Genomic DNA, 24649 nt, shown 5'->3' with positions numbered 1-24649 from the left:
GCTATTTATATTCGGATTCCCCTCAAGAAAATTCACTTAAAGTGAAACGTTTTATTTCTTCTATATACTAACGACATTAGAAAGCGTAATAAAAAGCAAAGATAAAAATTACCATTTTTACGACAACACGTAATAAAAGGATAAGGATGTCATGAGTGATATCGTCTATCTGATGGTTTCAGGACAACAGCAGGGTGCTATTTCTGACGGATGTGGAACCGTTGCATCTGTGGGTAACCGCTGGCAATCAGGGCACGAAGACGAGATTTTTGCTTTTTCGCTCTCTAATAGTATAACCAGTACTGGCAGAGGTTCACATTTTCACGGACTGCAATTTTGCAAACTGATAGATAAAAGCACCCCATTGTTTGTAAACGCTATTAACAACAACGAGCAGTTGTATATGGAGTTTTATTTCTACCGCATCAATAGGTTCGGTAGATGGGAGAAATATTATTATATTCAACTGCGGGGAGCATTTCTATCAGCCATTCAACACCAATTCAGCGACAATAATTTAGATACAGAAACAATAACCATCAGCTATGAATATATCCTCTGCAAACATCTTATTGCCAACACTGAGTTCAGCTACCTGGCGTTGCCCGAAAACTATAACCGCCTGTTTATCCCCAGCCCAAAAACCCCCGCAGACAACGGCCTCAAAACGTTAAACAGCAAAGGAGTTGGCAGACTGCTTGCCGCCGGAGGGATCTACAACGGGAATATCGACGGCTTCAGGGAAACGGCCGAAAAGTTGGGGGGCGATGCTCCTGCGGGTTACGAGCAGGTTATGGATAACAAAGGATTGCTGATCCTTGGTGCTTCAGTAGCTGCAGGCTTAACTATGGGAAGGATGAAATTTCCTGAATTAGAAAAACTGGAGCAGTTTGGGGCCAGGGGAACAGCATCAGGACGAACATTCGATCCTGAGCTTGCCGGAGGTCCCATAGAAAACCTAACAACTGATGGTGTCATCATAAACAGTAAAGGTATCGCTACAGTTGAGAAACATATTTCCAGGTTCATCCATGATCCTGCAAATGATGTAATGATCGGCAGGTTGAAAGACATTGAGAAAGGGAAAATGCCTCCAGAACAGGTCGATCTGAATTACTATACTCATGAATGTCGAGAATATCAGCGCTACTGTAATCTGGGATGGGAGTTTGGGCAACCTGAGGGGGATGCAGGATATAATCTATGGAATCACGCCCATACAGCCACGCTGGAAGATTACAGACTCAAGGGAACGGTTGATGACTTATACCACCAGGATGCACTTAACTATGATAACTGAAACAGAGCTTAACGTCCTGAAAGTTATGGCTGAAAAAGATATTAACTGGAACTGGATGAATCTGGATCGCACGCTATCTATGAAAAGAATCCCGGGATTCAGTAATGTCGTTAATATTGTGAATAAATTGGCTAGCGAGGGATTGGTAAATATCGAGGACAGCGGGCATAAGTCCATGCCTTACTATCGCGTATCTGAAAAAGGGTACAGGCTAATAAAGAATACAGATGCTGACAATAACGAACCATAACCACGTGAAGAATAATGCTGTTGAACCGACAAGCCCTCTCCCATCGAAGAGGGCCGTCATCCTTAGTATCCCGCCGTTAAGTCATCCACGGAACGCGGGTCGGACGCACCATACAGTGCGCCATCCGGTCCAACCATAATACTCTGCGTGCTACCCATCGCCTCTTTCAGCGCTACTTTCTGTCCTTTTTGCTCCAGCAGCTTGATTGTATCCGGGCTGAAGCCCTTCTCGATGCGCAGTTCATCCGGCAACCATTGATGATGGAAGCGCGGTGCGTTGGTCGCTTCGGCGACGTTCATCCCGAAATCAATGCTGTTGACCACCATTTGCAGTACGGTAGTGATGATTCGGCTTCCACCTGGGCTGCCGGTCACCAGCCAGGTTTTCCCGTCTTTTACCACGATAGTCGGCGACATCGATGACAGCGGACGCTTCTTCGGCCCAACCGCGTTGGCATCACCGCCCACCAGTCCATAAACGTTCGGCACGCCCGGCTTAGCGGAGAAGTCGTCCATTTCGTTATTCAGCAGAATACCGGTGTTACCCGCCACGATGCCGGTCCCGAAGGTGGTATTTAGGGTATACGTTACCGCCACGGCATTGCCGTCTTTATCCACGACCGAGAAGTGCGTAGTCTGGTTGCTTTCATACGGGGCGAGCTTGCCCGGTTTGATCTGGCTGGAAGGCTTAGCCTTGTTGATATCAATCTGATCGGCAAGCGTTTTAGCATATGCTTTGTTGGTCAGCGCTTGCCACGGCACTTTCACAAAATCCGGGTCGCCCAGATATTCTGAACGGTCGGCGTAAGCATATTTCTCCGCTTCAGCCATAACCTGCATAGCATCGGCGCTGCCAAACCCGTACTTCTTCATATCGAAGTTTTCGAGAATATTGAGGATCTGCACGATGTGAATACCGCCAGAGGACGGCGGCGGCATGGAGAAGACCTGATACCCGCGATAGTCACCGCCGATCGGCGTGCGCTCCACGGCTTTATAGCTGGCTAAATCCTCTTTGGTCATCAGCCCGCCGTTCTTCTGCATTTCCCCGGCTATCTGATCGGCAATCGCCCCTTTATAAAACGCATCCGGACCATTCTCGGCAATCATTTCCAGACTTTTCGCCAGATTCTTTTGCACCAGCTTATCGCCCTTTTTCAGCGGCTCGCCGTCCTTCCAGAAAATGGCTTTGCTGTTCTCGTGATTAGGGAGCACCTCGCTGCCATAGGTTTTCAGATCGTCGGCCAGCGCGTCATTAACCACAAAGCCCTCTTCCGCCAGCTTCATCGCCGGGCGCACCACTTTGTTCAGCGGCATCGTGCCGTATTTCTCCAGCGCCAGCGAGAAACCCGCCACTGTACCCGGCGTACCGGATGCCAGATGCGACGTCAGCGACTTTTTCGCATCGGCGTTGCCCTGCTCATCGAGGAACATGTCACGGGTCGCGCCAGCAGGCGCCATTTCACGAAAATCGATCGCTGTGGTGTTACCGTCTTTGGTACGCAGCAGCATAAAACCACCGCCGCCCAGATTGCCCGCCTGGGGATGCGTCACCGCCAGCGCATAGCCAACGGCCACGGCGGCATCAACGGCATTCCCACCCTGTTTAAGAATGTCCACACCAACCTGGGTAGCTAAAGCATCCACAGAGGCCACCATTCCGTGCTTAGCGCGTACGGGATGGAACACATCTTCCTCGACTCCGTAAGATACCGGCGGTGGCGCAGCCGGCGCGGCAGCAACGCTAAAACAACTTCCTGAGAGCAGAGCAGCAATGGCTACCCGGCGTAAAAACGTCGGTTTTATCATCGTTATTCTCCAGATGTATGGGGGTCGGCCCCCACTAAGCCTGGTGCATAACTCTGAAATAATCATCGTAACGGCGAGAAAGGAGTAAACTTAAGAGATCCCCGAGAGGAGAAAAGCGATGAAACGACTCTTACTTTTAGCCATGCTGTTGCCGTTTGCAGGCTTTACACAGCCCATCAACACTATGAATAACCCGAACCAACCCGGTTATCAGATCCCGAGTCAGCAGCGTATGCAAACCCAAATGCAAACGCAGCAAATTCAGCAGAAAGGGATGCTCAACCAACAGTTGCAAACGCAGACGCGTATGCAGCAACAGCATATGGAAAACCAAATTAACACCAACTCCCAGCGGGTCCTTCAGTCTCAGCCAGGCGAGTTGAATCCCAGCCAGCAGCAAATGCTGCCCAACAGCAACGGTGGGATGTTGAGTGGAACCCGTAACCCGGACAGCTCTCTGAATAAGCAACATATGCTGTCAGAGAAAAAGAACGGCGACATGCTGAAGCCCTCCAGCACGCCGCAGCCTAACGTTCCGTTAAAAACGATTGGGCCTTAAAAAGGTTGGAAATCCGGACCAATCGTATCAATGGCATCGGTACAGATGCAGTCCACGCCCCAGCGCAGCAGTTCCGCCGCGCGCTGGGGTCGGTTGACGGTATATACCAGAATACGTAGCCCCGCATCACGCAGCGCATCCACACGCGCTTCATCCAGCAGTTTGTGATTAAGATGAATAGAGACGCAGCCAAGCCGCGTGGTCAGCTCGCGCCAGTCCTCGCGCCATTCATCAAGCAGCAAGCCTCTCGGCAGTTCAGGTACCGCCTGCTGCGCCGCTTCAAGTGCATCAATTTCAAAGGATGACAATAGTGGCGGCGTCATTCCCGCCCACAGTTCCCGCGCGGCCAGCGCCACGACTTTGCCGGTTAACGTTCCGGTGCCGGTTGTGGGTTTAATTTCAATATTCGCCATCATACCGTGCTGACGGCAGCGCTCGGCCACTTGCGAGAGCAGCGGCAGCGGTTCACCTTTAAACTCACCGCTAAACCAGCCGCCGGCGTCCACGCGCAATAAATCCTGCCAGTTCAGCTCGCCTGCCACGCCCCACCCGTTGCTGGTTCGCTCCAGGTTGTCGTCATGCAGTAAGAAGATCTCACCGTCTTTCGACAATTTAGCGTCAAACTCGATCATGGTATGCCCGTATCGCGCCCCCACGTCGATCGCCGCCAGGGTGTTTTCCGGGGCCAGCTTACCGCCGCCACGATGGGCGACAATATGGGGGTAAGGCCAGTTACTCATACGCGTTGTCCTGTTTCGCCATCAAAAAGATGCAGATGATTTTCCGGCAGATGCAGCCACAGCGTGCTGCCTGCCGTTGGGCGATGCTGATGCGCCAGTCGCACCACCAGCTTTTGCTCGCCCCAGCGTCCGTGTGCCAGGTTATCTGCGCCCAGCATTTCCAGTGTATCAACAACCAACGGCACGCCGCCTTCGGCCTGCGAGCTTAGCGCAATATGCTCTGGGCGGATACCCAACGTCATTTTATGCCCAATAGACTCTCTCGCGCTTCTGCCGATGGGTAGCGTCATGCCGCCCTCCAGTTCAAAATGGGTGCCCGAGGTACTGATGCACCCGTCCAGCAGGTTCATCGCCGGGCTGCCGATAAAACTCGCCACAAAGCGGCTGGCAGGCTTTTCATACACCTCAACCGGTGTACCTATCTGCTCGGCAATGCCTTTGTTCATCACCATCACCCGTTGGGCGAGGGTCATCGCTTCAACCTGGTCGTGCGTCACGTATAGCGAAGTGGTTTTCAGGCGGCGATGCAGATGTTGTAACTCCAGACGCATCTGCACGCGCAGCTTGGCATCGAGGTTAGAAAGCGGCTCATCGAACAGGAATACCGCTGGGTCACGCACAATCGCTCGCCCCATCGCTACGCGCTGGCGCTGACCGCCAGAAAGTTCGCGCGGACGACGTTTGAGCAGCTCACCCAGCTCGAGAATACGCGCCGCCTCATTTACCCGTTCAGCAATGTGCTCCTTGCCCATCCCGCGGATTTTCAGCCCCCAGGCCATGTTTTCTTCCACGCTCATATGCGGGTAGAGCGCGTAGTTTTGAAAGACCATCGCAATGCCGCGATCCTTCGGCTCCATCTCGGTGACGCGTTTATTATCAATCCAGATATCGCCACCGCTCACCCGCTCCAGCCCGGCCACCATCCGCAGCAGCGTAGACTTTCCGCAGCCGGATGGGCCAACCATCACGATAAATTCCCCGTCCGCGACGTCCAGCGTCAGCGGTTTAATCACCTGGGTTTTGCCGTCCCAGCTTTTGGTTACTGCCTGTAGTTTTAAACCAGCCATTTTTATTTCTCACTATCGACCAGACCGCGTACGAAGGCACGCTGCATGGCTAACACGATGATTACCGGAGGGATGAGCGTCAGCAGCATGGCAGCCATTACCTGGTTCCACTGCGTGGTGCCTTCACCGGTGGCGATCATGCCTTTGATACCCGCCACCGCAGTGCCCAAATTGACGTCGGTAATAATTAACAACGGCCACAAATACTGGTTCCAGCCGTAGATAAAGGTGATAACGAACAGCGCCGCCAGATTGGTTTTTGACAGTGGTAGTACGATATCGCGGAAAAAACGCATCGGTGACGCACCGTCAATTCGCGCGGCCTCAACCAGCTCATCCGGCAGGGTCATAAAGAACTGTCGGAACAGGAAGGTCGCAGTAGCCGATGCCATCAACGGCAGCGTCAGACCCGCATAGCTGTCGAGCATTTTCAGGTTGGCGATAACCTCCACGGTGGGGAAGATTCGCACCTCAACCGGCAGCATCAGGGTGATAAAAATCATCCAGAAGAACAGGTTGCGCAGCGGAAAACGGAACCAGACGATGGCGAATGCGGAGAGCATGGAGACGGTGATTTTCCCTACCGTAATACTGAACGCCATGATGAAGCTGTTAAGCATCATCAACCAGAACGGCGCGCTGTTGACGCCCACACCGTTGACCCAGATGTATTTCATGTTCTCCAGCAACTGCGTGCCGGGAACCAGCGTCATCGGCGTTTCAAACACCGCTTTGTTGTCCAGCGTCGCCGCGACAAACGCGACGTACAGCGGAAACAGGATCACCATGATCCCCATAATCAACATGGCATGGCTGAATATTGTCAGCCCACGACGGTTCTCAATCATTGGTAACGCACCTTACTTTCCACATAGCGGAACTGCACCACCGTCAAAATAATGACCAGGAACATCAGCACCACCGATTGTGCGGCGGAAGAAGCCAGATCCAACCCGACAAACCCTTCACGGTAGATCTTATAAATCAGCGTGGTCGTCGCCTGCACCGGCCCACCCGCCGTGGCGGCATCAATAACCGGGAAGGTATCAAAGAAGGCATAAACCAGATTCACCACCAGCAGAAAGAAGCTGACCGGGGCTATCAGCGGCAGCGCCAGCTTAAAGAAGCGGCGAACCGGCCCTGCGCCATCAATCGCAGCAGCTTCGATCAGCGATCGCGGGATAGACTGCAGTGCGGCAAAGAAGAACAGGAAGTTGTAACTAATCTGCTTCCAGACCGACGCGAACACCACCAGAAACATTGCCTGACCGCTGTTTTGCGCATGGTTCCAGTCATAGCCAAACTCACCGAGAAAATGGGTAATCAGCCCGCGTCCTGGGTTAAACAGGAAGATCCACAATACGGCGGCGACGGCGGGCGCAACGGCATAAGGCAACAACATCAGCGTCTGGTAAAAACGGCTGCCGCGCACCACGTAATTCACCAGCGCCGCAAAAAATAACGACACCAGCAGACCGCTTACCGTGACTAACGTACTGAACTTAATGGTGGTCCAGAATGAGTCGAGGTAGTACGGGTCATGAAACAGCGCGACAAAGTTTTCCAGTCCGACAAACCGGCTGGAAAGACCAAACGGATCAACGGATTGTAGCGAGTACCACAGCGCTTCACCGGCGGGCCAGATAAAGAAAATAACGGTGATAACCAGCTGCGGAGCTACCAACAAATAGGGAAGCCAACGCGAGCGGAATACCGGACGGGATGAAGACATGTAGGTTCTTTCCTGGAAGGTGCCGGATGGCGGTGCAAGCACCTTATCCGGCCTACAAACTACGAACTTGTAGGCCTGATAAGCGCAGCGCCATCAGGCACTTATACACTTAAGACTTGGTCGATTGCTCAAAGCGGCGCAGTAACTGATTGCCACGCTCAACGGCGGCGTCCAGTGCCTGCTGCGGGGTTTTCTTCCCGGTCCAGACGCTTTCCAGCTCTTCATCCACAATGGTGCGGATCTGCGGCATATTGCCCAAACGCAGCCCTTTGGTGAACGGCAACGGCGGCTTGTTCAGCATCTGGCGGGTGGCGATATCAGCCCCAGGGTTCTTCTCATAGAAGCCCTGTTCACGGGTCAGGTCGTAGGCAGCGGTGGTGATCGGCAGATAGCCGGTCTTCTGGTGCCATTCCGCAGCAATTTCAGGCTTCGCCAGGAAGTTGAGGAACTGCGCCACGCCTTCGTAGGTTGCTTTGTCTTTACCCTGCATCACCCACAGGCTGGCCCCACCGATAATCGCATTCTGCGGCGCGCCCTTCACATCAGCATCGTACGGCATCATCCCGACGCCATAGTTGAATTTAGCGTAGTGACGGATGTCGGCCAGCGAACCGGAAGAGGCGGTGGTAATGGCACAATCCCCGTTGTAGAACTTCTCAGTGGATTCGTCCTTACGCCCGAAGTAGCTGAAATCACCTTTTTTGTTCAACTCCTCCAGCAGAGCGATATGTTTCACCTGTTCCGGTTTATTGAACTCCAGCACCGCGTCAGTACCGTCAAAGCCATTGTTTTTGGTTGCTACCGGCAGACCGTTCCAGGCGCTGAAGTTTTCAATCTGAATCCATCCCTGCCAGCCGCTGGCGTAACCGCACTTCATACCTGCGGCTTTCAGCTTCGCGGTATATTCCGCCAGATCCTGCCAGGTTTTCGGCGGCTGCTCCGGGTCTAAACCGGCTTTTTTGAAGGCATCTTTGTTGTAGTACAGCACCGGAGTGGAGCTGTTAAACGGCTGGGAGAGCAAGTGTCCGCTTTTAGAGTCGGTGTAGTAACCGGAAACCGTCGGTACGAACTGAGACTCATCGAAGTTAATGCCAGCCTCTTTGAATACTTCATAGACCGGTTTAATGGCTTTTGAGGCCATCATGGTTGCCGTACCCACTTCATAAACCTGCAGCAGCGCAGGCGCGTTTCCGGTACGGAAAGCAGCAATTCCTGCACTCAGGCTCTGCTCGTAGTTGCCTTTGTACTGCGGAACAATTTTGTAGTCGGGATTGGCTGCATTAAAACGTTGCGCCAGTGAATCAACTTCTTTACCCAGTTCGCCTTCCATTGAGTGCCAGAACGGGATAGTGGTGACCGCCAGTGCCTGACCTGCAAATGCCAGGCTAAGTGCCAGTCCTAAAGCTGTATGTCGTAACGATATCATCGGTTATCTCTCTTGTTGTGCCGGATGCGCGATATCACGCGTTTTATGCTCGCGGGGGTAACATGACATGCTCGAATGACAGAAAAATAACTTTTTTATTACAAAAAAAAGATAGTAAGGCGACAAACAGATGGCAAGGCGGTGACGGTGCTAAGGAAGGAAAGTGGGAGCTGTGACACTTATAGCGAAAGTGCCTACGAACCGCCGGATGGCGATGCTAACGCATCTTATCCGGCCTACAATGGCTTCCGCCGGAGTTAACCACGCAGGCGAGAGGCTATTTGTTCCAGCGTCAGTTGGCCCGCAGCCGCTTCAACCGTCATGGCGACAAAATCCGGGTTTGCAGGCACAGCTATCCCGTTACGCTTTAAAAACAGTAATGTAATAAACAAAGCGGTACGTTTGTTACCATCATTAAAAATATGCCCACGTGAGATAGCCAGTAAATGCATTGCGGCCAGCAACCACACGTCGGTCACACCTTCGTATTCAATTTGATTTAACACTCGATACATCAGCGCTTCAGCACGACCAGGATCAGGCATGCCCGCAACGCCAGGCGTTACGCGTAGCAGCCTGTCGTGAAACTGGATTATCTCTTCCGCTGAGATAATTTGTAGGGTCATTTATCCGCCAGCTCCCTGATTTCATTACCATGTACCATCATGATATCGGCAAATTCATCATCAAGTCTTGCAGCCTGATAGCGTTCGAACTCTTCCGCGCTGATGATTACGGCAGGCTTATGACCACGACGTGTAATAGTGACAGGAACGCCGGTGACAGCGCTCTCCAGTACTTCAGCCAGATTTTGTCGGGCTTCGCTATAGTTCATGGTACGCATCAAAACCTCCTCATATGTACAACTCAATTGTACATCTAAGATGTACAAAAAAGAAGCATCACTCAGGTTGTGCGAACGTAAACTCCAGCGCCAGTCCCAGGATCTGCATACCGTGGATATTATCTTCCGGCGATATCGCCACCAGACTTTCCAGAAACTTGAGCCGTCGCGACTGGGCGTTAATGATGAGCTTTCCTCGTAGCGCGGGAAGCTTCAGTGAAGAGATGGGGTACACCACGCGCCCGCAAACATCGACCGGCAATTTGCGTAAGTCAACCTGCTGCAGCACTCCGACAGAGGAATACAACAGGGCAACTGGCGTAACGGCAAGCAACGGCGCACTACTGATACTGACGAAATCCAAAAGTAGTTCGGGGTGCAGATAGTGCAGCCCATAAACTCCGGTAAAATTAATCCCGACGCCAGCGTCGCTCATATTCATTCTGTAAACGCTGCTGCTCTCGCCGTTCACGTTCACGTTGGATATCCGATTTATCATCATCCCAGCCTGGGCATACCGAGCTGGTAAACACTTCGCAGGGCGAGTCGGATTGCGCTAACGGGTTATCCGGTTTCTCTTCCCAGATAGCGGGATCGCGCGGGTCAAACGCTGGCGGTGTTGAGGCCTTGGTGGTTAGTGAAAGCGTCAAAAACAAACTGCCAATCATCATGCAGGTACCTGAACGAATCATCCATTCTCCATGTTCATTTTTATTATTGATAACTATTCTCAATAATAACATAGAGCAATAAAAAGGGGCCACAGCGGGCCCCTTGTCTATTCAGATAATGATTAACCGCCCAGATACGCACTACGCACCGCTTCGTTAGCCAGTAACGCATCACCGGTGTCTTCCAGCACCACATGACCGTTTTCCAGCACGTAGCCGCGATCGGCGAGCTTCAGCGCCTGGTTGGCGTTCTGTTCGACGAGGAAGATGGTCATCCCCTGCTCGCGCAGTTGTTCGATAGTATTAAAAATCTGCTGGATGATAATCGGCGCCAGACCCAGCGACGGTTCATCAAGCAGCAGCAGCCTCGGCTGGCTCATCAGTGCACGGCCTATCGCCAGCATCTGCTGTTCACCGCCGGACATCGTTCCCGCACGCTGAATACGACGCTCATGCAGACGGGGAAACAGGTCATACACCCATTTGATGCGTTCCTGAAACTGGTCTTTTTCGGCAAAGAAGCCGCCCATCGCCAGGTTCTCTTCCACCGTCATGCGGGAAAACACGCGACGCCCTTCCGGCACAATCGCTACCGCTTCGCGCATGATTTTCGCCGTCTGCCAGTCGGTAATGTCTTTACCATCAAAGACGATTCGCCCGCTAGTCGCTCGCGGGTCGCCACACAATGTGCCGAGCAGCGTGGTTTTTCCCGCGCCGTTAGCACCAATCAGAGTAACGATTTCACCCTGGTTGATATACAAGCTGACGTCGTGCAGCGCCTGTATCTTGCCGTAGTGGGCGTTGACTTTGTCGAACGATAACATCGCCTTATCCATATTAATCCTCGCCCCCATTATGCTTCACCTAAATAGGCGCGGATAACATCCGGGTTATTACGAATCTGTTCCGGCGTCCCATTCGCCAGCGGCGTGCCCTGATTCACCACGTAAATACGGTCGGAAATCCCCATCACCAGCTTCATGTCGTGCTCAATCAACAAAATGGTGGTGTTGTGATGGTTACGCAGTTCAGCAATCAGCTCGTCCAGCTCCTTGGTCTCTTTCGGGTTGAGTCCAGCAGCGGGTTCGTCAAGCATCAGGATTTCCGGCTGGGTCACCATGCAGCGGGCAATTTCCAGACGACGCTGGTCGCCATAGGCCAGGTTACTGGCCTGACGGTTGGCATGCTCCAGCAAGCCAATACGCTCCAGCCAGGTGGCCGCGCGATCCAACGCTTCACTCTGCGCGCGACGGAACGACGGGGTTTTCAACAGGCCGGAGAAGACGCCGGTTTTCAGTTGCTGATGTTGCGCCACCAGCAGGTTTTCAATCACCGTCATTTCGCGAAACAGACGCACGTGCTGGAAAGTACGTACCACGCCCATACGCGCGATTTGCTGACCCGGCAGCCCTTCCAGGTGCTGGTCGCGCAGCTTAATCGTCCCGCCGGTCGGCTTATAAAAACCGGTCAGACAGTTAAAGACCGTGGTTTTCCCCGCACCGTTCGGGCCGATTAACGAAACGATCTCCTGCGGTCGCAGTTCCAGTTCAACGTTGTTTACCGCCAGCAGACCGCCGAAGCGCATCATCAGGCCGTTAACGGATAATAATGGCTGACTCATGCCTGCTCTCCTTTTGCTTCCCCGTTTTTCAGCTTCAACTGTGGACGGGTCATCGGCAACAAGCCCTGCGGACGCCAGATCATCATCAGTACCATCAAACCACCCAGCATTAACATGCTGTATTCGTTGAAATCACGCATCAGTTCGCGTGACACCACCAGCAGGATGGCAGCGAGGATCACCGCAAACTGCGAGCCCATTCCGCCCAGTACCACAATCGCCAGCACAAAGGCCGACTCGGCAAAGGTGAAGGATTCCGGGCTGACGAAGCCCTGGCGCGCGGCAAACAGCGTACCGGCAAAACCGGCAAACGCGGCGCTGATGGTAAAGGCTGTCAGCTTAATGCGCGTAGGGTTTAAGCCCAGCGAGCGACAGGCAATTTCATCTTCACGCAGCGCTTCCCACGCACGACCCAGCGGCATACGCAGCAAACGGTTAATAACAAACAGCGAGAAGACCACCAGCAGCAGCGCCACCAGATAGAGGAAAATGACGCGGTCAGACGGATCGTACTTGACGTTAAAGAAGTTGCTGAAGGTATCCCAGCCGCCTTCACGGGCGGTACGGCTGAACTCCAGACCGAAAAAGGTCGGTTTCGGGATCTGGCTAATACCGTTTGGACCGCCGGTTATTTCGGTGTTGTTGAGCAGCAGGATGCGGACGATTTCGCCGAAGCCTAAGGTCACAATCGCCAGATAATCACCGCGCAGGCGCAGTACCGGGAAGCCGAGCAGGAAGCCCGCAGCAGCGGAAACCAGTCCCGCCAGCGGCAGACAAGTCCAGAAGCCGAGTCCGTAATAGTGGTTCAGCAGCGCGAAGGTGTAAGCGCCGATGGCATAGAAGCCGCCGTAGCCCAGCACCAGCAGGCCCGAAAGCCCTACCACCACGTTTAAGCCGAGGCCGAGGATGATATAAATCATCGTCAGCGTGGCGATATCCACCGTACCGCGTGACACCATAAACGGCCACGCCACGGCAATCACCAGCAGCGCCACCAGGAACAGCTTCTGTTTAACGGTGGAGCCGTCAATCGCCGGCAGAATAAACTTTGGTCCGGAGACGCTCTTCAGGCCTTTCTGGAAGGCTGGACGCAGCAGTTGGAAGAGAAAGACCACGCCAGTGCCGATAAACACCCACTGCCAGCGGATATCCGCGGCGGTATCGACCACCAGCTTGGTACCGTCCAGCTCTAACTGAACGCCCATAAAGACGCCCGCCAGGACGAAGAACATAGCGGCAGAGAGCAGCGCCATTGCAAAATGCATCGGTTTCATACTTTCTCTACCTCCGGGCGACCCAGAATACCGGTCGGCATCACCAGCAGCACCAGAATCAGCAGCGCGAATGAAACGACGTCTTTGTATTCGGTACTCAGATAAGCAGAGGAGAGCGCTTCCGCAACGCCCAGAATCAGGCCGCCGATCATCGCCCCTGGAATGCTGCCGATGCCGCCCAGTACCGCCGCGGTAAAGGCCTTCATCCCGGCCATAAAGCCGATGTATGGGTTAATTACGCCATAGAACTGACCGAGCAGCACGCCCGCTACCGCCGCCATTGCCGCACCAATCACAAAGGTCAACGCAATCACGCGATCGGTGTTAATGCCGAGCAGGCTGGCCATCTTCAGGTCTTCGGCACAGGCACGGCAGGCGCGGCCCATACGGGAGTAACGGATAAACAGCGTCAGCGCCAGCATTGCCAGGAAGGTTACGATCCAGATAACCAACTGCATGGTGGTGATGGAAGCAGAGAAGTTATCGCTACTGCCTACAGTCCACTGGCCATTAAACAGGCTGGGCAGCGCCACGTCGCGCGAACCTTCCGTCAGGCTGACGTAGTTTTGCAGGAAGATGGACATCCCGATAGCGGAAATCAGCGCGATCAGGCGCTTGGAGCTGCGCACGGGCCGATACGCCACGCGTTCAATGCTCCAGCCGTAGGCGCTGGCAATGACAATCGCGCCGACGAAGCCCGCCGCGACCAGTAGCCAGCTGGAATCGATGCCCATCATCATTAGCGCTGCGATGATCATAAAGGAGACATAGCTGCCGATCATATACACCTCGCCGTGGGCGAAGTTGATCATGCCGATAATGCCGTACACCATCGTGTAACCGATGGCGATCAGCGCGTAGGTGCTTCCCAGCGTGACGCCGTTAAACATCTGCTGCAAGAAATAGAGGAACTGCTCGGACATAAGGTAACCTTTTTAAACCCGCCCGTTTTGCACGGGCGGTGGGATAACTCGTCTTCAGGTATTACTTCGCAACGGTCGAAGAACCGTCTGCATGCCACTGGAAGACACCAAACTCAAATCCCTTCAAATCGCCTTTTTCGTCCCATTTCAGCGGCCCAATCACGGTATCAGCCCCGTGTGCTTTCAGATCTTTCACCAGGTCCAGCGGCTCTTTACTACCGCTGCGATCCATTGCTGTCGCCAATGACTGGACGGCTGCATAAGTGATCCACACGTATGGTCCGGTTGGATCTTTCTTGTCAGCTTTGAGCGCATCGACGATAGCCTTATTCGCCGGATCCTGGTCATAGCGTTTTGGCATGGTTACCAGCATGCCTTCAGCAGCATCACCGGCGATGTTAGACAGCGACGCATTGCCGACGCCCTCAGGTCCCATAAACTGGGTTTTCAGCCCGACGGAACGCGCCTGACGCAACATTTGCCCCATTTCCGGGTAGTAGCCGCCGTAATAAACAAAGTCGATATTTTCTTTTTTCAGGCGGGCGATCAGCGCAGAAAAATCTTTTTCCCCGGCGGTGATACCGTCAAAGAAAACGATGTTGGCTTTGCCCGCTTTCAGGCTGTCCTGCACCGAACGCGCCAGGCCTTCACCGTATTGCTGTTTATCGTGAATGATGGCGATACGCTGTGGCTTCACCTTCTCCAGAATGTATTTCGCGGCGGTCGGCCCCTGAGAGGAGTCCAGGCCCGCTGTACGCATAATGTGAGCGTAACCGCGCTGGGTCAGTTCCGGGTTTGTGGCACCCGGAGAAATCATCAGAATGCCTTCATCTTCATAGATATCTGATGCGGGCTGCGTGGAAGATGAGCACAGATGTCCAATAACGTACTGAATGCCGTCATTGACGATTTTGTTCGCTACCGCAACGGCCTGTTTCGGATCGCAGGCATCGTCATATTCCACAGCAACCAGTTTGTCGCCTTTGACCCCGCCTTTGGCATTGATATCTTTAATGGCCTGACGTGCGCCATTAAATTCCATATCGCCCCACTGCGCGACCGGACCTGACATCGCGCCGACAACAGCGACCTTGATATCTTCCGCCATGACCGCGTGTGACATTGCCAGTGCTATCACCCCTGCGATGATTGTTTTCGCATTCCGTTTCATTACCTGAATCCCCATTCGTGACGTAATTAATATTTTGTATTTATGTGGTTAAAAAGCAGTCTGTGCTTTTTTTGAACTGCACTATTTTTACCAGTCTCATTAATGGTTTAGCGCAGTTTTTTAAGCAAAATCAGGCTAAAATCTCTATTTTTCAGTCGATTAAGAAAAGATAATATTCTGCTTTTCACTATAGATAAACAAAAAAAAGCACGTTTGTCAGCATAAAATAACGGCACAAAGAGCCGAATAAAATGCTGCATTCCAGGGTATTATTCTGCCTGTTTTTCAATCTCTACGGTTTCAAACTGTCATTACCGTTGTTACAAAATTATTAATCTGGTTATTCACATAAAAAAGAGAAAGCATCCGGGCGAATTATTTCGGTACACTCATTCCATCTTTTGTGATTTGGACATGCTGTTAATGAAGCTGACCATCGTTCGTTTAGATAACTTTAGCGACCAGGACCAGATTGATCTGGGCAAAATCTGGCCGGAATATTCCGCCTCATCGTTAAGCGTAGATGAAACGCACCGGATCTACGCCGCACGCTTTAACGAGCGTCTGTTAGGCGCAGTTCGCGTAACCCTGAGCGGCACGCAAGGTGCATTAGATTCATTGCGCGTACGCGATATCACCCGCCGTCGCGGCGTCGGGCAGTATTTGATCGAAGAAGTCATCCGGGAAAACCCTGACGTGAGTTCATGGTGGATGGCCGACGTCGGCGTTGAAGACCGCAGCGTGATGGCCGCGTTTATGCAGGCGTTAGGGTTTACAGCCCAGGAGAATGGCTGGGAAAAAAGATAAAAAAGCCGGATGGCGCTGACGCTTATCCGGCCTACATGCTGGGAGCAAAAAATAAAAAACCATCTCGCAATTTTCCAGGAATTTCACGTTGCAGGAAGGCGGCAAGTTATGAAGTCCCCGGGAGCTTACATAAGTAAGTAACCGGGGTTGAATAACGTAGCCAACGCATTTGCAGCGCGAAAGGCACCTGGAAAATTATTTGGCGTCGGTCGCCGTCCCGTTTGCATGCCAGTCAAACACGCCGAATTCAAAGCCTTTCAGATCGCCCTTCGCATCCCATGACAGCGGCCCCATTACGGTTTCCACTGAGTTTGCTTTCAGGTATTTGGCAATTTCAGCCGGGTCGTCAGACTGGTTCAGACCGGCCTGTAAGGATTGCAGCGCGGCGTAGGTGGTCCATACGAATGCGCCGCTCGGATCCTGTTTCTTGGCTTTGATCGCGTCCACAATCGGTTTGTTCGCCGGAACCTGATCGTAGTTCTTCGGTTTCGTTACCAGTAAGCCTTCTGCAGACTCACCCGCGATGTTAGACAACGACACGTTCGCTACCCCTTCTGGCCCCATAAACTGGGTTTTCAGACCCGCAGCGCGTGCCTGGCGCAGAATCTGTCCCATTTCCGGGTGGTAACCACCGTAGTAAACGAAATCGATATTCTCTTTCTTCAGACGCGCCACCAGCGTAGAGAAATCTTTCTCGCCAGCGGTGATCCCGTCGAAGAACACCACGTCAGCGTTGGCTTTCTTGAGGTTGTCCTGCACGGAACGCGCCAGGCCTTCGCCGTACTGTTGTTTGTCGTGAACGATCGCAATGCGCTTCGGCTTCACTTTTTCAACGATATATTTGGCAGCGGTTGGTCCCTGATCGGAATCCAGACCGGTGGTACGCATCACCAGGTTATAGCCGCGCGCGGTCAGCTCAGGCGCCGTTGCCGCTGGGGTGATCATCAGAATGCCTTCGTCTTCATAGATATCTGACGCAGGCTGAGTGGAAGACGAGCACAGGTGGCCGATAACATATTTAATCCCGTCGTTGACCACTTTGTTAGCTACCGCTACCGCTTGTTTCGGGTCACAGGCATCGTCATATTTCACCATGACCAGTTTGTCGCCTTTCACGCCGCCTTTGGCGTTGATATCTGCAATCGCCTGCTCTGCGCCAGTAAATTCCTGATCGCCATACTGCGCTACCGGACCGGACATCGCGCCGACGACGGCAACTTTAATATCCTTAGCAAACGTCATATTGCTCAAAGACAGGGCGATACATCCTGCCAATAACGCTTTACCCTTCATATTCATCCTGACAATCCCCATTATTGTGGTTATTACGTGTGTTGTGATGTTGTTGTTCAGCACTTTATTTCGATTATTGGATAGCCACCCGTGCTTTAGCAGCATACTCTGCTAAAACATACCCGATTTTTATTATTTTGGAATAGCTAAATTTACATCCAGATAACAAATTCGTATCTGGGGAGGGGAGGAAAGGTCGTAGGCCCGATAAGCAAAGCGCCATCGGGCAAAGGTGTTGCCGGATGGCAGCGTAAACGCCTTATCCGGCCTACAAAAAACAAAACCCCCGAATTCACATTCGAGGGTTCATTGGCAATGCGCGAAGATTACGCTTCGATCGCCGCGCGCAGTTTTTTCATGGCGTTCTTTTCAAGCTGACGAACACGTTCAGCGGAAACGCCGTAGCGATCGGCCAGTTCCTGCAACGTCGACTTGTTGTCTTCGTCCAGCCAACGGGCACGAATGATGTCCTGGCTACGCTCGTCCAGACCTTCCATTGCGTGGGTCAGTTTGTTCGCGGCCTGATCTTCCCAGTTATCTTCTTCAATGCCGTCGGCAAAGTTAGAAGATTTATCCTGCAGATACAGCACCGGGGCCATCGGCTGGCTGTCAGACTCATCGTCTGAAGACATGTCAAACGTCATGTCCTGTGCCGCCATACGGGATTCCATTTCGCGCACGTCTTTGCTGGAAACACCCAGCTCGCGAGCAACCATTTCAACTTCGTCCTGGTTAAACCAGCCCAGACGCTGCTTGGTTTTACGCAGATTAAAGAATAGCTTACGCTGTGCTTTGGTGGTCGCAACTTTAACGATACGCCAGTTACGCAGAACGTATTCGTGGATCTCAGCTTTGATCCAATGCACGGCGAAGGAAACCAGGCGCACACCCACTTCCGGGTTGAAACGGCGCACAGCTTTCATCAGGCCGATATTACCTTCCTGAATCAGATCCGCCTGCGGCAGGCCATAGCCCGCATAATTACGAGCAACATGAACAACAAAGCGCAGGTGAGACAGGATCAGCGTTTTAGCTGCTTCCAGATCGCCCTGGTAATGCAGCTTTTCAGCCAGTGCCCGCTCCTCGTCAGCCGACAACATCGGCCACGCGTTCGCAGCCCGGATGTAAGATTCCAGGTTACCAACAGGGGCTAAAGCTAAATTTTGCATTTCTTTGGTCATTCAAATCCTCTCAATCTTTTCATCTGGCGCATTGGCTTAAAACTAATTAACAAAAACCAGTAGCAACAACCATGCCAGAGCTTATGAGCAACGAGAATATCATTCAATCTTTTATCAGACAGTGATTTTATCCACAAGTTCCATGTCGTAATGTGTATAGATTACGCACAAAATGTGACATCACAATGAATACGCCGGGAAGAGATCACAGGGACTCTTTCCCTGCAGAGCGAACTACTCAGTGCAGGGAAAGATTATACCAGAGATTTTTTAATCGGGGGTAAAGTGGCGTAAATGTTGAACCGTGGCAAGCCAGGCTGCCACCCAGCCAATCATTGAGCACACCAGCAGCAATAACAGGCACTCGTCGAATGATAAGCCATTGATATCAAACTTGGTTCCAAATACCTGTGCCACCTCAGTCACCGCTGACGACAGACGCATCACCAAAATTTCTGACAAAATCAGTGAAAGAAATGCACCGGAAAAACCGAGCAGTGCACCGCCGTAGAGGAACGGACGCAGGATAAATCCATCCGTCGCGCCAATCAGTTTTTGCACGTTAATGGTATCGCGTCGCGCAAAAATACTCAGACGCACGCTGTTACCGATGACTAGGAAGACCGCCGCCACCATCAGCACGCCGATCATCGCTGAAACGCGTCCGACAAGGCCCGTCAGCGCCGCCAGGCGAGCGAACCAGCTGTCATCCATTCGCACTTCATCAATACCGTTGATTTGTGCGATGCGGTCACGCAGCGTGTTCAGCGACTCCGTACCCTGGAAGTCCAGTTTCGGGATAACAACCGCCACGGCCGGAAGCGGGTTCTCTTCCAGCATATCCAGCGCGCCGCCAAAGCCAGACCAGTTACGGAATTCGCCCAGCGCGTCGTCACGAGAAAGATAATTCACTTTCTCCACGCCCTGCTCGGCCTGCAACTGACCAACCACCCGCGCCGCCGCATCATCATCCAGCGTTTTTTGCAGGTAAACGGTGATCTGCGGAGACGGATAATACTGGCTTGCCGCATGGTTTACGTTCTTATAAACCATGTAGCATACGCTTGGCAGCGTCAGGGAGATGGCAATGACCATCACCGTCAGAAACGTCGCCAGCGGCTTGCTTTTCAGGTCCTGTAACGCGCCCTGAAACGCATAACGTACCTGCTCGTTAAAGACATTAGTTTTACGCGAGTTCGGCTTTGGCGCGGCTTTCGCACGCTTTGGTGCGTTGCGACCGCCGTCACCCGGCGCACCGCCAGATTTACGAAAGCGATCCAGTCGGCCACCGAACTGTTTAATTTGGTTAATAGCGTCACGTCTATTCATGCGCCAGGCCTCCATGCAGATGTCCATCGCTCAGAACCATTTGGCGATAGGAGCGACGGGAGATCAGGCCAATATCGTGCGTGGCCATTAATACCGTGACCCCGACGCGGTTAAACTCTTCGAACAGGCGAAGGATCCCTTCTGACAGCGCGTCATCCAGGTTCCCCGTTGGTTCATCCGCCAGCAGCACCGCAGGTTTATTCACCACCGCACGGGCGATGCCGACGCGTTGTTGTTCACCGCCGGAGAGTTGAATCGGGAAGTTTTTCGCTTTGTCCAACAGCCCGACCTTATCCAGCGCCGCTGACACGCGACGACGAATATCGTCCCCGCTGGCACCCGCGATGATCAGCGGGATTGCCACATTGTCAAACACGGTTCTGTCCATCAACAGGTGGTGATCCTGAAAAATCATGCCAATCTGGCGACGCAGAAACGGCACTTCACGGTTTTTCAAACGGCTGATGTCATGCCCGCTAAAGTAGATTTTCCCGGCGCTGGGCCGTTCAATTCCACAAATCAGCTTCAGCAGGGTACTTTTCCCCGCGCCGGAGTGGCCGGTCAGAAACGCCATCTCGCCAGGCTGCATATGGAAGGTCACTCCCTGCAGCGCTTGTCTCCCACCGAGATAGGCCTTGCTGACATGTTCAAAGCGAATCATTGTTAATCCTCTCGGGCAAAAAGTGCCTCTATAAAATCGTCCGCTTTAAACGGACGTAAATCCTCGATACGTTCGCCCACACCGATATAGCGGATAGGGATGCCAAACTGATCGGCTACCGAGAAGATAACCCCGCCCTTCGCCGTACCGTCCAGCTTGGTCAGGGTGATACCGGTTAAGCCCACCGCTTCATGGAACAGTTTGGCCTGGCTTATCGCATTCTGCCCGGTGCTGGCGTCGATAGTCAGCATAACTTCATGCGGCGCATCTTCGTCCAGCTTCTTCATGACGCGAACGATTTTTTTCAATTCTTCCATCAGGTGCGATTTATTCTGCAAACGCCCTGCGGTATCAGCGATCAGCACGTCTACGTTACGCGCCTTCGCCGCCTGGATGGCATCAAAGATAACGGACGCGGAATCCGCGCCAGTATGCTGAGCAATCACCGGGATGTTGTTACGCTGACCCCAAACCTGCAGCTGTTCTACTGCCGCCGCACGGAAAGTATCACCTGCCGCCAGCATTACCGATTTACCCTGCTGCTCAAACTGACGCGCCAGCTTACCAATAGTGGTGGTTTTACCCACGCCGTTGACGCCAACCATTAAGATAACAAATGGTGTTTTGCCATCAACGTTCAGCGGTTCGTCAACCTTCGCCAGAATCTCGCCCATCTCTTCTTTCAACAGACCGTACAGCGCTTCCGCATCTTTAAGCTGCTTACGGCTGGCGCCTTCCGTCAGATTCGCAATGATCTTGCGGGTCGTTTCTACACCCACATCAGCGATCAGCAGCTGCTCTTCCAGCTCTTCAAACAGATCATCGTCGATTTTTTTACCACGGAACAGACTGATAAATCCGGAACCGAGGTTTTCTTTTGTTTTCAGCAGGCTGCGTTTCAGACGCGCAAAGAAACCTTCTTTGGTTGGTTTTTCCTGCTCCTGGACCACCTCTTCTTCTACCGGTTCTTCTACAGCAGGTTCTTCTACCGGCACCACCATAACCGCTTCTTCAGCAGCCTCAGCGGCCAGCGCCTGTGCTTCCAGCTCTTCGTCGGTCAGTTGCGGTTCGTTTTCAGCTTCTTCTTCAGCCGCCTCAACGATTTCCACGGTTTCCGCTTCGGCCTGCCATTCTTCGGCAGAAACTTCTTCAGTTTTCACCTCTTCCGGCAGCGGCAATTCTTCGCGTTCGATAACCACCGCTGCTGGCGTTTCCACTACAGTTTCAGCAACGGGTTCAGCAACCGGCTCAATCTCCGGCTGCGCTTGTTCGGCGACAGGTTCTTCTTCCGGCTGCAGTTTTTCGATTTCCGCAACCTGTTCAGTTACTTCAACGACTTCAGCTGCAAAGGCTTGCGTTTCAGCCTCGCTACGGGTTTCCTCGACGTGCGGCTGTTCGTCAACGACGGTAGTTTCTTCAGCAACCGGTTGTTGTTCTTCATTTTTTACTTCTGTCTCGTTTTCCGGTGCCTGCTCTTTTTGACCAAAGCCCAGCCAGGAAAAAAAGCCACGTTTTTTCTCTTTCGCCATTTGCGACTACACTCCCCCGCTGTTGCTTCATGGCACAGCGTCAACGCTATGTACATAGCAGCTAAAAAAATGATGAAATAGTCTATCACTTAACTTAACTCACATCACCGCCTGGAATGACATGCTATAGGCGGATTGAGCAATAATAGAAATGAAAAAACCGAATCACTCTGGTAGCGGCCAGATCCGCATTATTGGCGGGCAATGGCGTGGCCGTAAACTCCCGGTTCCGGACAGCCCCGGCTTACGTCCGACCACCGACCGTGTGCGCGAAACGTTGTTTAACTGGCTGGCCCCGGTAATGGTCGATGCTCACTGTCTGGACTGCTTCGCCGGCAGCGGCGCGCTGGGGCTGGAAGCCCTCTCTCGCTATGCGGCAAATGCGACGCTTCTGGAGATGGATCGCGCGGTATCTCAGCAGCTACAAAAGAATCTCGCCACACTGAAAGCCTCCCATGCCCGCGTCGTCAATACCAATACGCTGACATTTTTGGCTCAGGCAGGTACGCCGCATAACGTGGTATTTGTTGACCCGCCGTTTCGCAAAGGATTACTGGAAGAAACATTAACTCTTCTGGAAACTCATGGCTGGCTGGCAAATGAAGCGTATATTTACGTTGAAAGCGAAGTAGAAAACGGCTTACCGCCGGTTCCGGTGAACTGGTCGCTATACCGTGAGAAAGTCGCCGGACAGGTCGCCTATCGCCTGTACCAACGTGAAGCACAAGGAGAGCACGATGCTGATTAACCTGGGACGCCTGTTGATGCTGTGCGTCTGGGCATTTTTACTACTGAATATTTTCCAACCCTTTCCACGCCCGCTTAACATCTTCGTTAACGTCGCACTGATATTTATGGTGCTGATGCATGGCATGCAGCTGGCGCTGCTAAAAAGCACCATGCCTAAAGATGGCCCGCAGATGACCAACGGAGAGAAAATCCGTATTTTTCTGTTCGGCGTCTTTGAACTACTGGTGTGGCAGAAGAAGATTAAAGATCAGTTGAAGAAGTAGCTGTGATCTTTTCGCCCGGCGGCACGTTGCGGGCCGGGCTGGGCCTGCAACTCACCATCACGGTGGTAATATACCGTCCAGTTGATCTTTCAGTTTTGGAATATCTTTACTGGCTCTTGTTTTCCGCAGGTGTTTCACCTGCTCGCAAATCTCTTCGGTCCGGGTGTAATAGGTGCCAGACGTCGGGCCTGGACGCTCACATAAAACATAGTTAGTACCAAGAGGATAAAAAATAACAATAAAAGAGAGGATAGTACCAATAACAAATCCTACCCCCGCGACGTGGAAAACAATGGTAAATGTCCTGTCGAAGAATTTTGGCGGCTGCATGCTTTTCGCAAAAGCCAGATAGGCAGTGCCCAAAGTAAAGCAACCCGTCACCGGAATCATGAAAAACATGCAAAATGAACCCCAGAAAAAGTAGACGATGCTTCTGGATTCAATGAGATCGGTGAGATCCGGTACGCTGGCAATATACTCCACCCAAGTCCCCCCCCCAAAAATGAATATACAGAGAAATAAGTTGCATCTCTTCTTAATATTCACCAGATTAATATTATGCTTCATGTCAATAATTTCCGCCATAAAGGGAGCTTCTGTACCCCAGCCGTTGGATGTTCCTCTCTTCGATTCTTTGCCGTTCTTTAAGTCCCTCACGAATACACGCTATCAGTTTGTCTGATAGCTCATATTTGTTGTCCACTTCATTCAGAGACCAGGTAATAATAAAACCTAATACAACGACACCGACAATTTCTCCCCAAACCGGAACGGCGGCGCTAGAGAACAATAGAGGTACAGCTAACCCAAGAGTACTACCCACTGATTGCGAGACAAAAACACTTACAATCACCTTCGCCACATCCATCGTCACGTTTCCCAGCAATGCGGCAACGTCATGCTCGGATTTAAAGGCCAACTCAATCAACCGCCAGCATGCGGAAAACCAGATGCAGAATCTGGCCCCTGACATTATGCCATTTCGAAACCCGGCGCTGCCAATGCCCACTTCAAGTACCTTAGGATGATTTATCCGGTAACGGGTTCCGTTAAGAATGCGCCGCAGAGAAGGGTAGCCCGTAATCTTCACATACAGCTTTCCCTGATAAGCATATTGCGTTGCTTTAATCCCAAGGCCTTTTAAAGTGAAGACAATCTTTCCGGCCTGTTGATAAGAAAAAAGCTTCGACAGCTTTTTAGTCGCATCAGCCGCATCTTTGATATTACCTGCATAATTGGTCGAAAAACTGACAGATTTGCTGCCCAGCAAATCATCAATCACGCCCTGCGCCTCTTCAAGCGTTAGCAGTATAATGTGTTGTGTATTGCTATTCAGATTATTTTTCAGCGTTCTGATTTCGTTCTCAATACGCTGATTACGTTGCCGGTTATTACCTCTAAGAATATCTTCACGGTGATTCCCTATCCAGTCATAATACATTTCCATCAT

Annotated in this window: 28 protein-coding genes and 1 pseudogene; 7 read left to right on the top strand and 22 right to left on the bottom strand. The window is 52.3% G+C overall.

What is annotated here, in order from left to right:
* Positions 1 to 151: 151 nt before the first annotated feature.
* Together tssD and OGY09_RS09915 are read left to right on the top strand one after the other, a co-directional pair.
* A complete protein-coding gene (gene tssD / locus OGY09_RS09920; protein WP_032945241.1) occupies positions 152 to 1300 on the top strand; it encodes a type VI secretion system tube protein TssD in 1149 nt (382 codons plus the stop codon).
* Positions 1290 to 1550 (top strand): hypothetical protein, encoded by a 261-nt coding sequence (locus OGY09_RS09915; RefSeq protein ID WP_008786356.1) that lies wholly within the window; start codon positions 1290 to 1292, stop codon positions 1548 to 1550. Before tssD ends, OGY09_RS09915 begins: the two co-directional genes overlap by 11 nt.
* Before the next feature lie 62 nt (positions 1551 to 1612).
* Here the strand turns inward: OGY09_RS09915 and ggt are convergent, their stop codons facing one another.
* Positions 1613 to 3358 (bottom strand): gamma-glutamyltransferase, encoded by a 1746-nt coding sequence (ggt, locus tag OGY09_RS09910; RefSeq protein ID WP_032945242.1) that lies wholly within the window; start codon positions 3356 to 3358, stop codon positions 1613 to 1615.
* A 118-nt stretch (positions 3359 to 3476) separates the two neighbouring features.
* On the opposite strand from ggt, the gene OGY09_RS09905 reads away from it, so the two are divergent.
* Complete coding sequence (locus tag OGY09_RS09905) at positions 3477 to 3917, top strand: DUF2756 family protein (RefSeq protein ID WP_032945243.1); 441 nt, start codon at positions 3477 to 3479, stop codon at positions 3915 to 3917.
* Here the strand turns inward: OGY09_RS09905 and ugpQ are convergent.
* The 14 genes from ugpQ to livK form a co-directional block, all read right to left on the bottom strand.
* Positions 3914 to 4657, bottom strand: coding sequence for a glycerophosphodiester phosphodiesterase (ugpQ, locus tag OGY09_RS09900; RefSeq protein WP_003827589.1), 744 nt, complete (start codon positions 4655 to 4657; stop codon positions 3914 to 3916). The genes OGY09_RS09905 and ugpQ overlap by 4 nt on opposite strands.
* Positions 4654 to 5724, bottom strand: coding sequence for a sn-glycerol-3-phosphate import ATP-binding protein UgpC (locus OGY09_RS09895; RefSeq protein WP_032945244.1), 1071 nt, complete (start codon positions 5722 to 5724; stop codon positions 4654 to 4656). Before OGY09_RS09895 ends, ugpQ begins: the two co-directional genes overlap by 4 nt.
* Before the next feature lie 2 nt (positions 5725 to 5726).
* Positions 5727 to 6572, bottom strand: a complete 846-nt coding sequence (gene ugpE, locus OGY09_RS09890; protein WP_003023450.1) for a sn-glycerol-3-phosphate ABC transporter permease UgpE — start codon at positions 6570 to 6572, stop codon at positions 5727 to 5729.
* Positions 6569 to 7456: a sn-glycerol-3-phosphate ABC transporter permease UgpA gene (gene ugpA / locus OGY09_RS09885; RefSeq protein ID WP_032945245.1), complete on the bottom strand. Its 888-nt coding sequence runs from the start codon at positions 7454 to 7456 to the stop codon at positions 6569 to 6571. Before ugpA ends, ugpE begins: the two co-directional genes overlap by 4 nt.
* A gap of 109 nt (positions 7457 to 7565) precedes the next feature.
* The gene (gene ugpB / locus OGY09_RS09880; protein ID WP_003827583.1) at positions 7566 to 8882 is read right to left on the bottom strand and encodes a sn-glycerol-3-phosphate ABC transporter substrate-binding protein UgpB; all 1317 of its coding nucleotides are present in this window, start codon (positions 8880 to 8882) and stop codon (positions 7566 to 7568) included.
* 257 nt (positions 8883 to 9139) lie between these two features.
* Positions 9140 to 9508 carry a type II toxin-antitoxin system death-on-curing family toxin gene (locus OGY09_RS09875; protein ID WP_032945247.1) on the bottom strand — a complete coding sequence of 123 codons (369 nt, stop codon included), beginning with the start codon at positions 9506 to 9508 and terminating at the stop codon, positions 9140 to 9142.
* Positions 9505 to 9726, bottom strand: coding sequence for a type II toxin-antitoxin system Phd/YefM family antitoxin (locus OGY09_RS09870; protein WP_032945249.1), 222 nt, complete (start codon positions 9724 to 9726; stop codon positions 9505 to 9507). Before OGY09_RS09870 ends, OGY09_RS09875 begins: the two co-directional genes overlap by 4 nt.
* 58 nt (positions 9727 to 9784) lie before the next feature.
* Positions 9785 to 10162 carry a hypothetical protein gene (locus tag OGY09_RS09865; RefSeq protein ID WP_050592554.1) on the bottom strand — a complete coding sequence of 126 codons (378 nt, stop codon included), beginning with the start codon at positions 10160 to 10162 and terminating at the stop codon, positions 9785 to 9787.
* Positions 10137 to 10418, bottom strand: coding sequence for a hypothetical protein (locus OGY09_RS09860; protein ID WP_032945252.1), 282 nt, complete (start codon positions 10416 to 10418; stop codon positions 10137 to 10139). The genes OGY09_RS09865 and OGY09_RS09860 overlap by 26 nt, the downstream gene beginning before the upstream one ends.
* Before the next feature lie 101 nt (positions 10419 to 10519).
* Positions 10520 to 11233 (bottom strand): high-affinity branched-chain amino acid ABC transporter ATP-binding protein LivF, encoded by a 714-nt coding sequence (gene livF / locus OGY09_RS09855; protein WP_003827581.1) that lies wholly within the window; start codon positions 11231 to 11233, stop codon positions 10520 to 10522.
* Between the two features lie 17 nt (positions 11234 to 11250).
* Entirely contained in the window at positions 11251 to 12018 is a 768-nt protein-coding gene (gene livG, locus OGY09_RS09850) for a high-affinity branched-chain amino acid ABC transporter ATP-binding protein LivG (RefSeq protein ID WP_003023438.1), read from the bottom strand.
* The gene (livM, locus tag OGY09_RS09845; RefSeq protein WP_032945254.1) at positions 12015 to 13292 is read right to left on the bottom strand and encodes a branched chain amino acid ABC transporter permease LivM; all 1278 of its coding nucleotides are present in this window, start codon (positions 13290 to 13292) and stop codon (positions 12015 to 12017) included. The genes livG and livM overlap by 4 nt, the downstream gene beginning before the upstream one ends.
* Positions 13289 to 14215 carry a high-affinity branched-chain amino acid ABC transporter permease LivH gene (livH, locus tag OGY09_RS09840; RefSeq protein WP_003827575.1) on the bottom strand — a complete coding sequence of 309 codons (927 nt, stop codon included), beginning with the start codon at positions 14213 to 14215 and terminating at the stop codon, positions 13289 to 13291. Before livH ends, livM begins: the two co-directional genes overlap by 4 nt.
* Positions 14216 to 14276: 61 nt before the next feature.
* Complete coding sequence (gene livK, locus OGY09_RS09835) at positions 14277 to 15386, bottom strand: high-affinity branched-chain amino acid ABC transporter substrate-binding protein LivK (protein ID WP_003023433.1); 1110 nt, start codon at positions 15384 to 15386, stop codon at positions 14277 to 14279.
* Between the two features lie 423 nt (positions 15387 to 15809).
* Here livK and panM point away from each other — a divergent pair, with 423 nt between their 5' ends.
* Entirely contained in the window at positions 15810 to 16193 is a 384-nt protein-coding gene (panM, locus tag OGY09_RS09830; protein ID WP_003827573.1) for an aspartate 1-decarboxylase autocleavage activator PanM, read from the top strand.
* Positions 16178 to 16305, top strand: a pseudogene (locus tag OGY09_RS25435) (hypothetical protein). The gene panM and the pseudogene OGY09_RS25435 overlap by 16 nt, the downstream one beginning before the upstream one ends.
* Before the next feature lie 83 nt (positions 16306 to 16388).
* Here the strand turns inward: OGY09_RS25435 and OGY09_RS09825 are convergent.
* From OGY09_RS09825 to ftsY, 5 genes are all read right to left on the bottom strand, one after another.
* Positions 16389 to 17492 (bottom strand): branched-chain amino acid ABC transporter substrate-binding protein, encoded by a 1104-nt coding sequence (locus OGY09_RS09825; protein ID WP_275399093.1) that lies wholly within the window; start codon positions 17490 to 17492, stop codon positions 16389 to 16391.
* Positions 17493 to 17812: 320 nt separating this feature from the next.
* Positions 17813 to 18667, bottom strand: coding sequence for an RNA polymerase sigma factor RpoH (gene rpoH / locus OGY09_RS09820; RefSeq protein WP_003023425.1), 855 nt, complete (start codon positions 18665 to 18667; stop codon positions 17813 to 17815).
* A gap of 270 nt (positions 18668 to 18937) precedes the next feature.
* Complete coding sequence (ftsX, locus tag OGY09_RS09815; protein ID WP_003837835.1) at positions 18938 to 19996, bottom strand: permease-like cell division protein FtsX; 1059 nt, start codon at positions 19994 to 19996, stop codon at positions 18938 to 18940.
* Positions 19989 to 20657 (bottom strand): cell division ATP-binding protein FtsE, encoded by a 669-nt coding sequence (ftsE, locus tag OGY09_RS09810; protein WP_003023420.1) that lies wholly within the window; start codon positions 20655 to 20657, stop codon positions 19989 to 19991. The genes ftsX and ftsE overlap by 8 nt, the downstream gene beginning before the upstream one ends.
* Before the next feature lie 2 nt (positions 20658 to 20659).
* On the bottom strand, positions 20660 to 22186 hold the full coding sequence (gene ftsY, locus OGY09_RS09805; protein WP_008786366.1) for a signal recognition particle-docking protein FtsY: 1527 nt from the start codon (positions 22184 to 22186) through the stop codon (positions 20660 to 20662).
* A 151-nt stretch (positions 22187 to 22337) separates the two neighbouring features.
* On the opposite strand from ftsY, the gene rsmD reads away from it, so the two are divergent.
* Both rsmD and OGY09_RS09795 read left to right on the top strand, forming a co-directional pair.
* Complete coding sequence (gene rsmD / locus OGY09_RS09800) at positions 22338 to 22934, top strand: 16S rRNA (guanine(966)-N(2))-methyltransferase (RefSeq protein ID WP_032945257.1); 597 nt, start codon at positions 22338 to 22340, stop codon at positions 22932 to 22934.
* Positions 22924 to 23199 carry a DUF1145 family protein gene (locus OGY09_RS09795; protein ID WP_003023415.1) on the top strand — a complete coding sequence of 92 codons (276 nt, stop codon included), beginning with the start codon at positions 22924 to 22926 and terminating at the stop codon, positions 23197 to 23199. Before rsmD ends, OGY09_RS09795 begins: the two co-directional genes overlap by 11 nt.
* 57 nt (positions 23200 to 23256) lie before the next feature.
* Here the strand turns inward: OGY09_RS09795 and OGY09_RS09790 are convergent, their stop codons facing one another.
* A complete protein-coding gene (locus OGY09_RS09790; protein ID WP_032945259.1) occupies positions 23257 to 23784 on the bottom strand; it encodes a DUF1240 domain-containing protein in 528 nt (175 codons plus the stop codon).
* Positions 23768 to 24649 carry a hypothetical protein gene (locus OGY09_RS09785; RefSeq protein WP_241033114.1) on the bottom strand — a complete coding sequence of 294 codons (882 nt, stop codon included), beginning with the start codon at positions 24647 to 24649 and terminating at the stop codon, positions 23768 to 23770. Before OGY09_RS09785 ends, OGY09_RS09790 begins: the two co-directional genes overlap by 17 nt.

The organism is Citrobacter sp. Cpo071, from assembly GCF_030332765.1.
Lineage (GTDB): Bacteria > Pseudomonadota > Gammaproteobacteria > Enterobacterales > Enterobacteriaceae > Citrobacter > Citrobacter portucalensis.
This window is presented reverse-complemented; position numbering and strand designations above follow the sequence as displayed.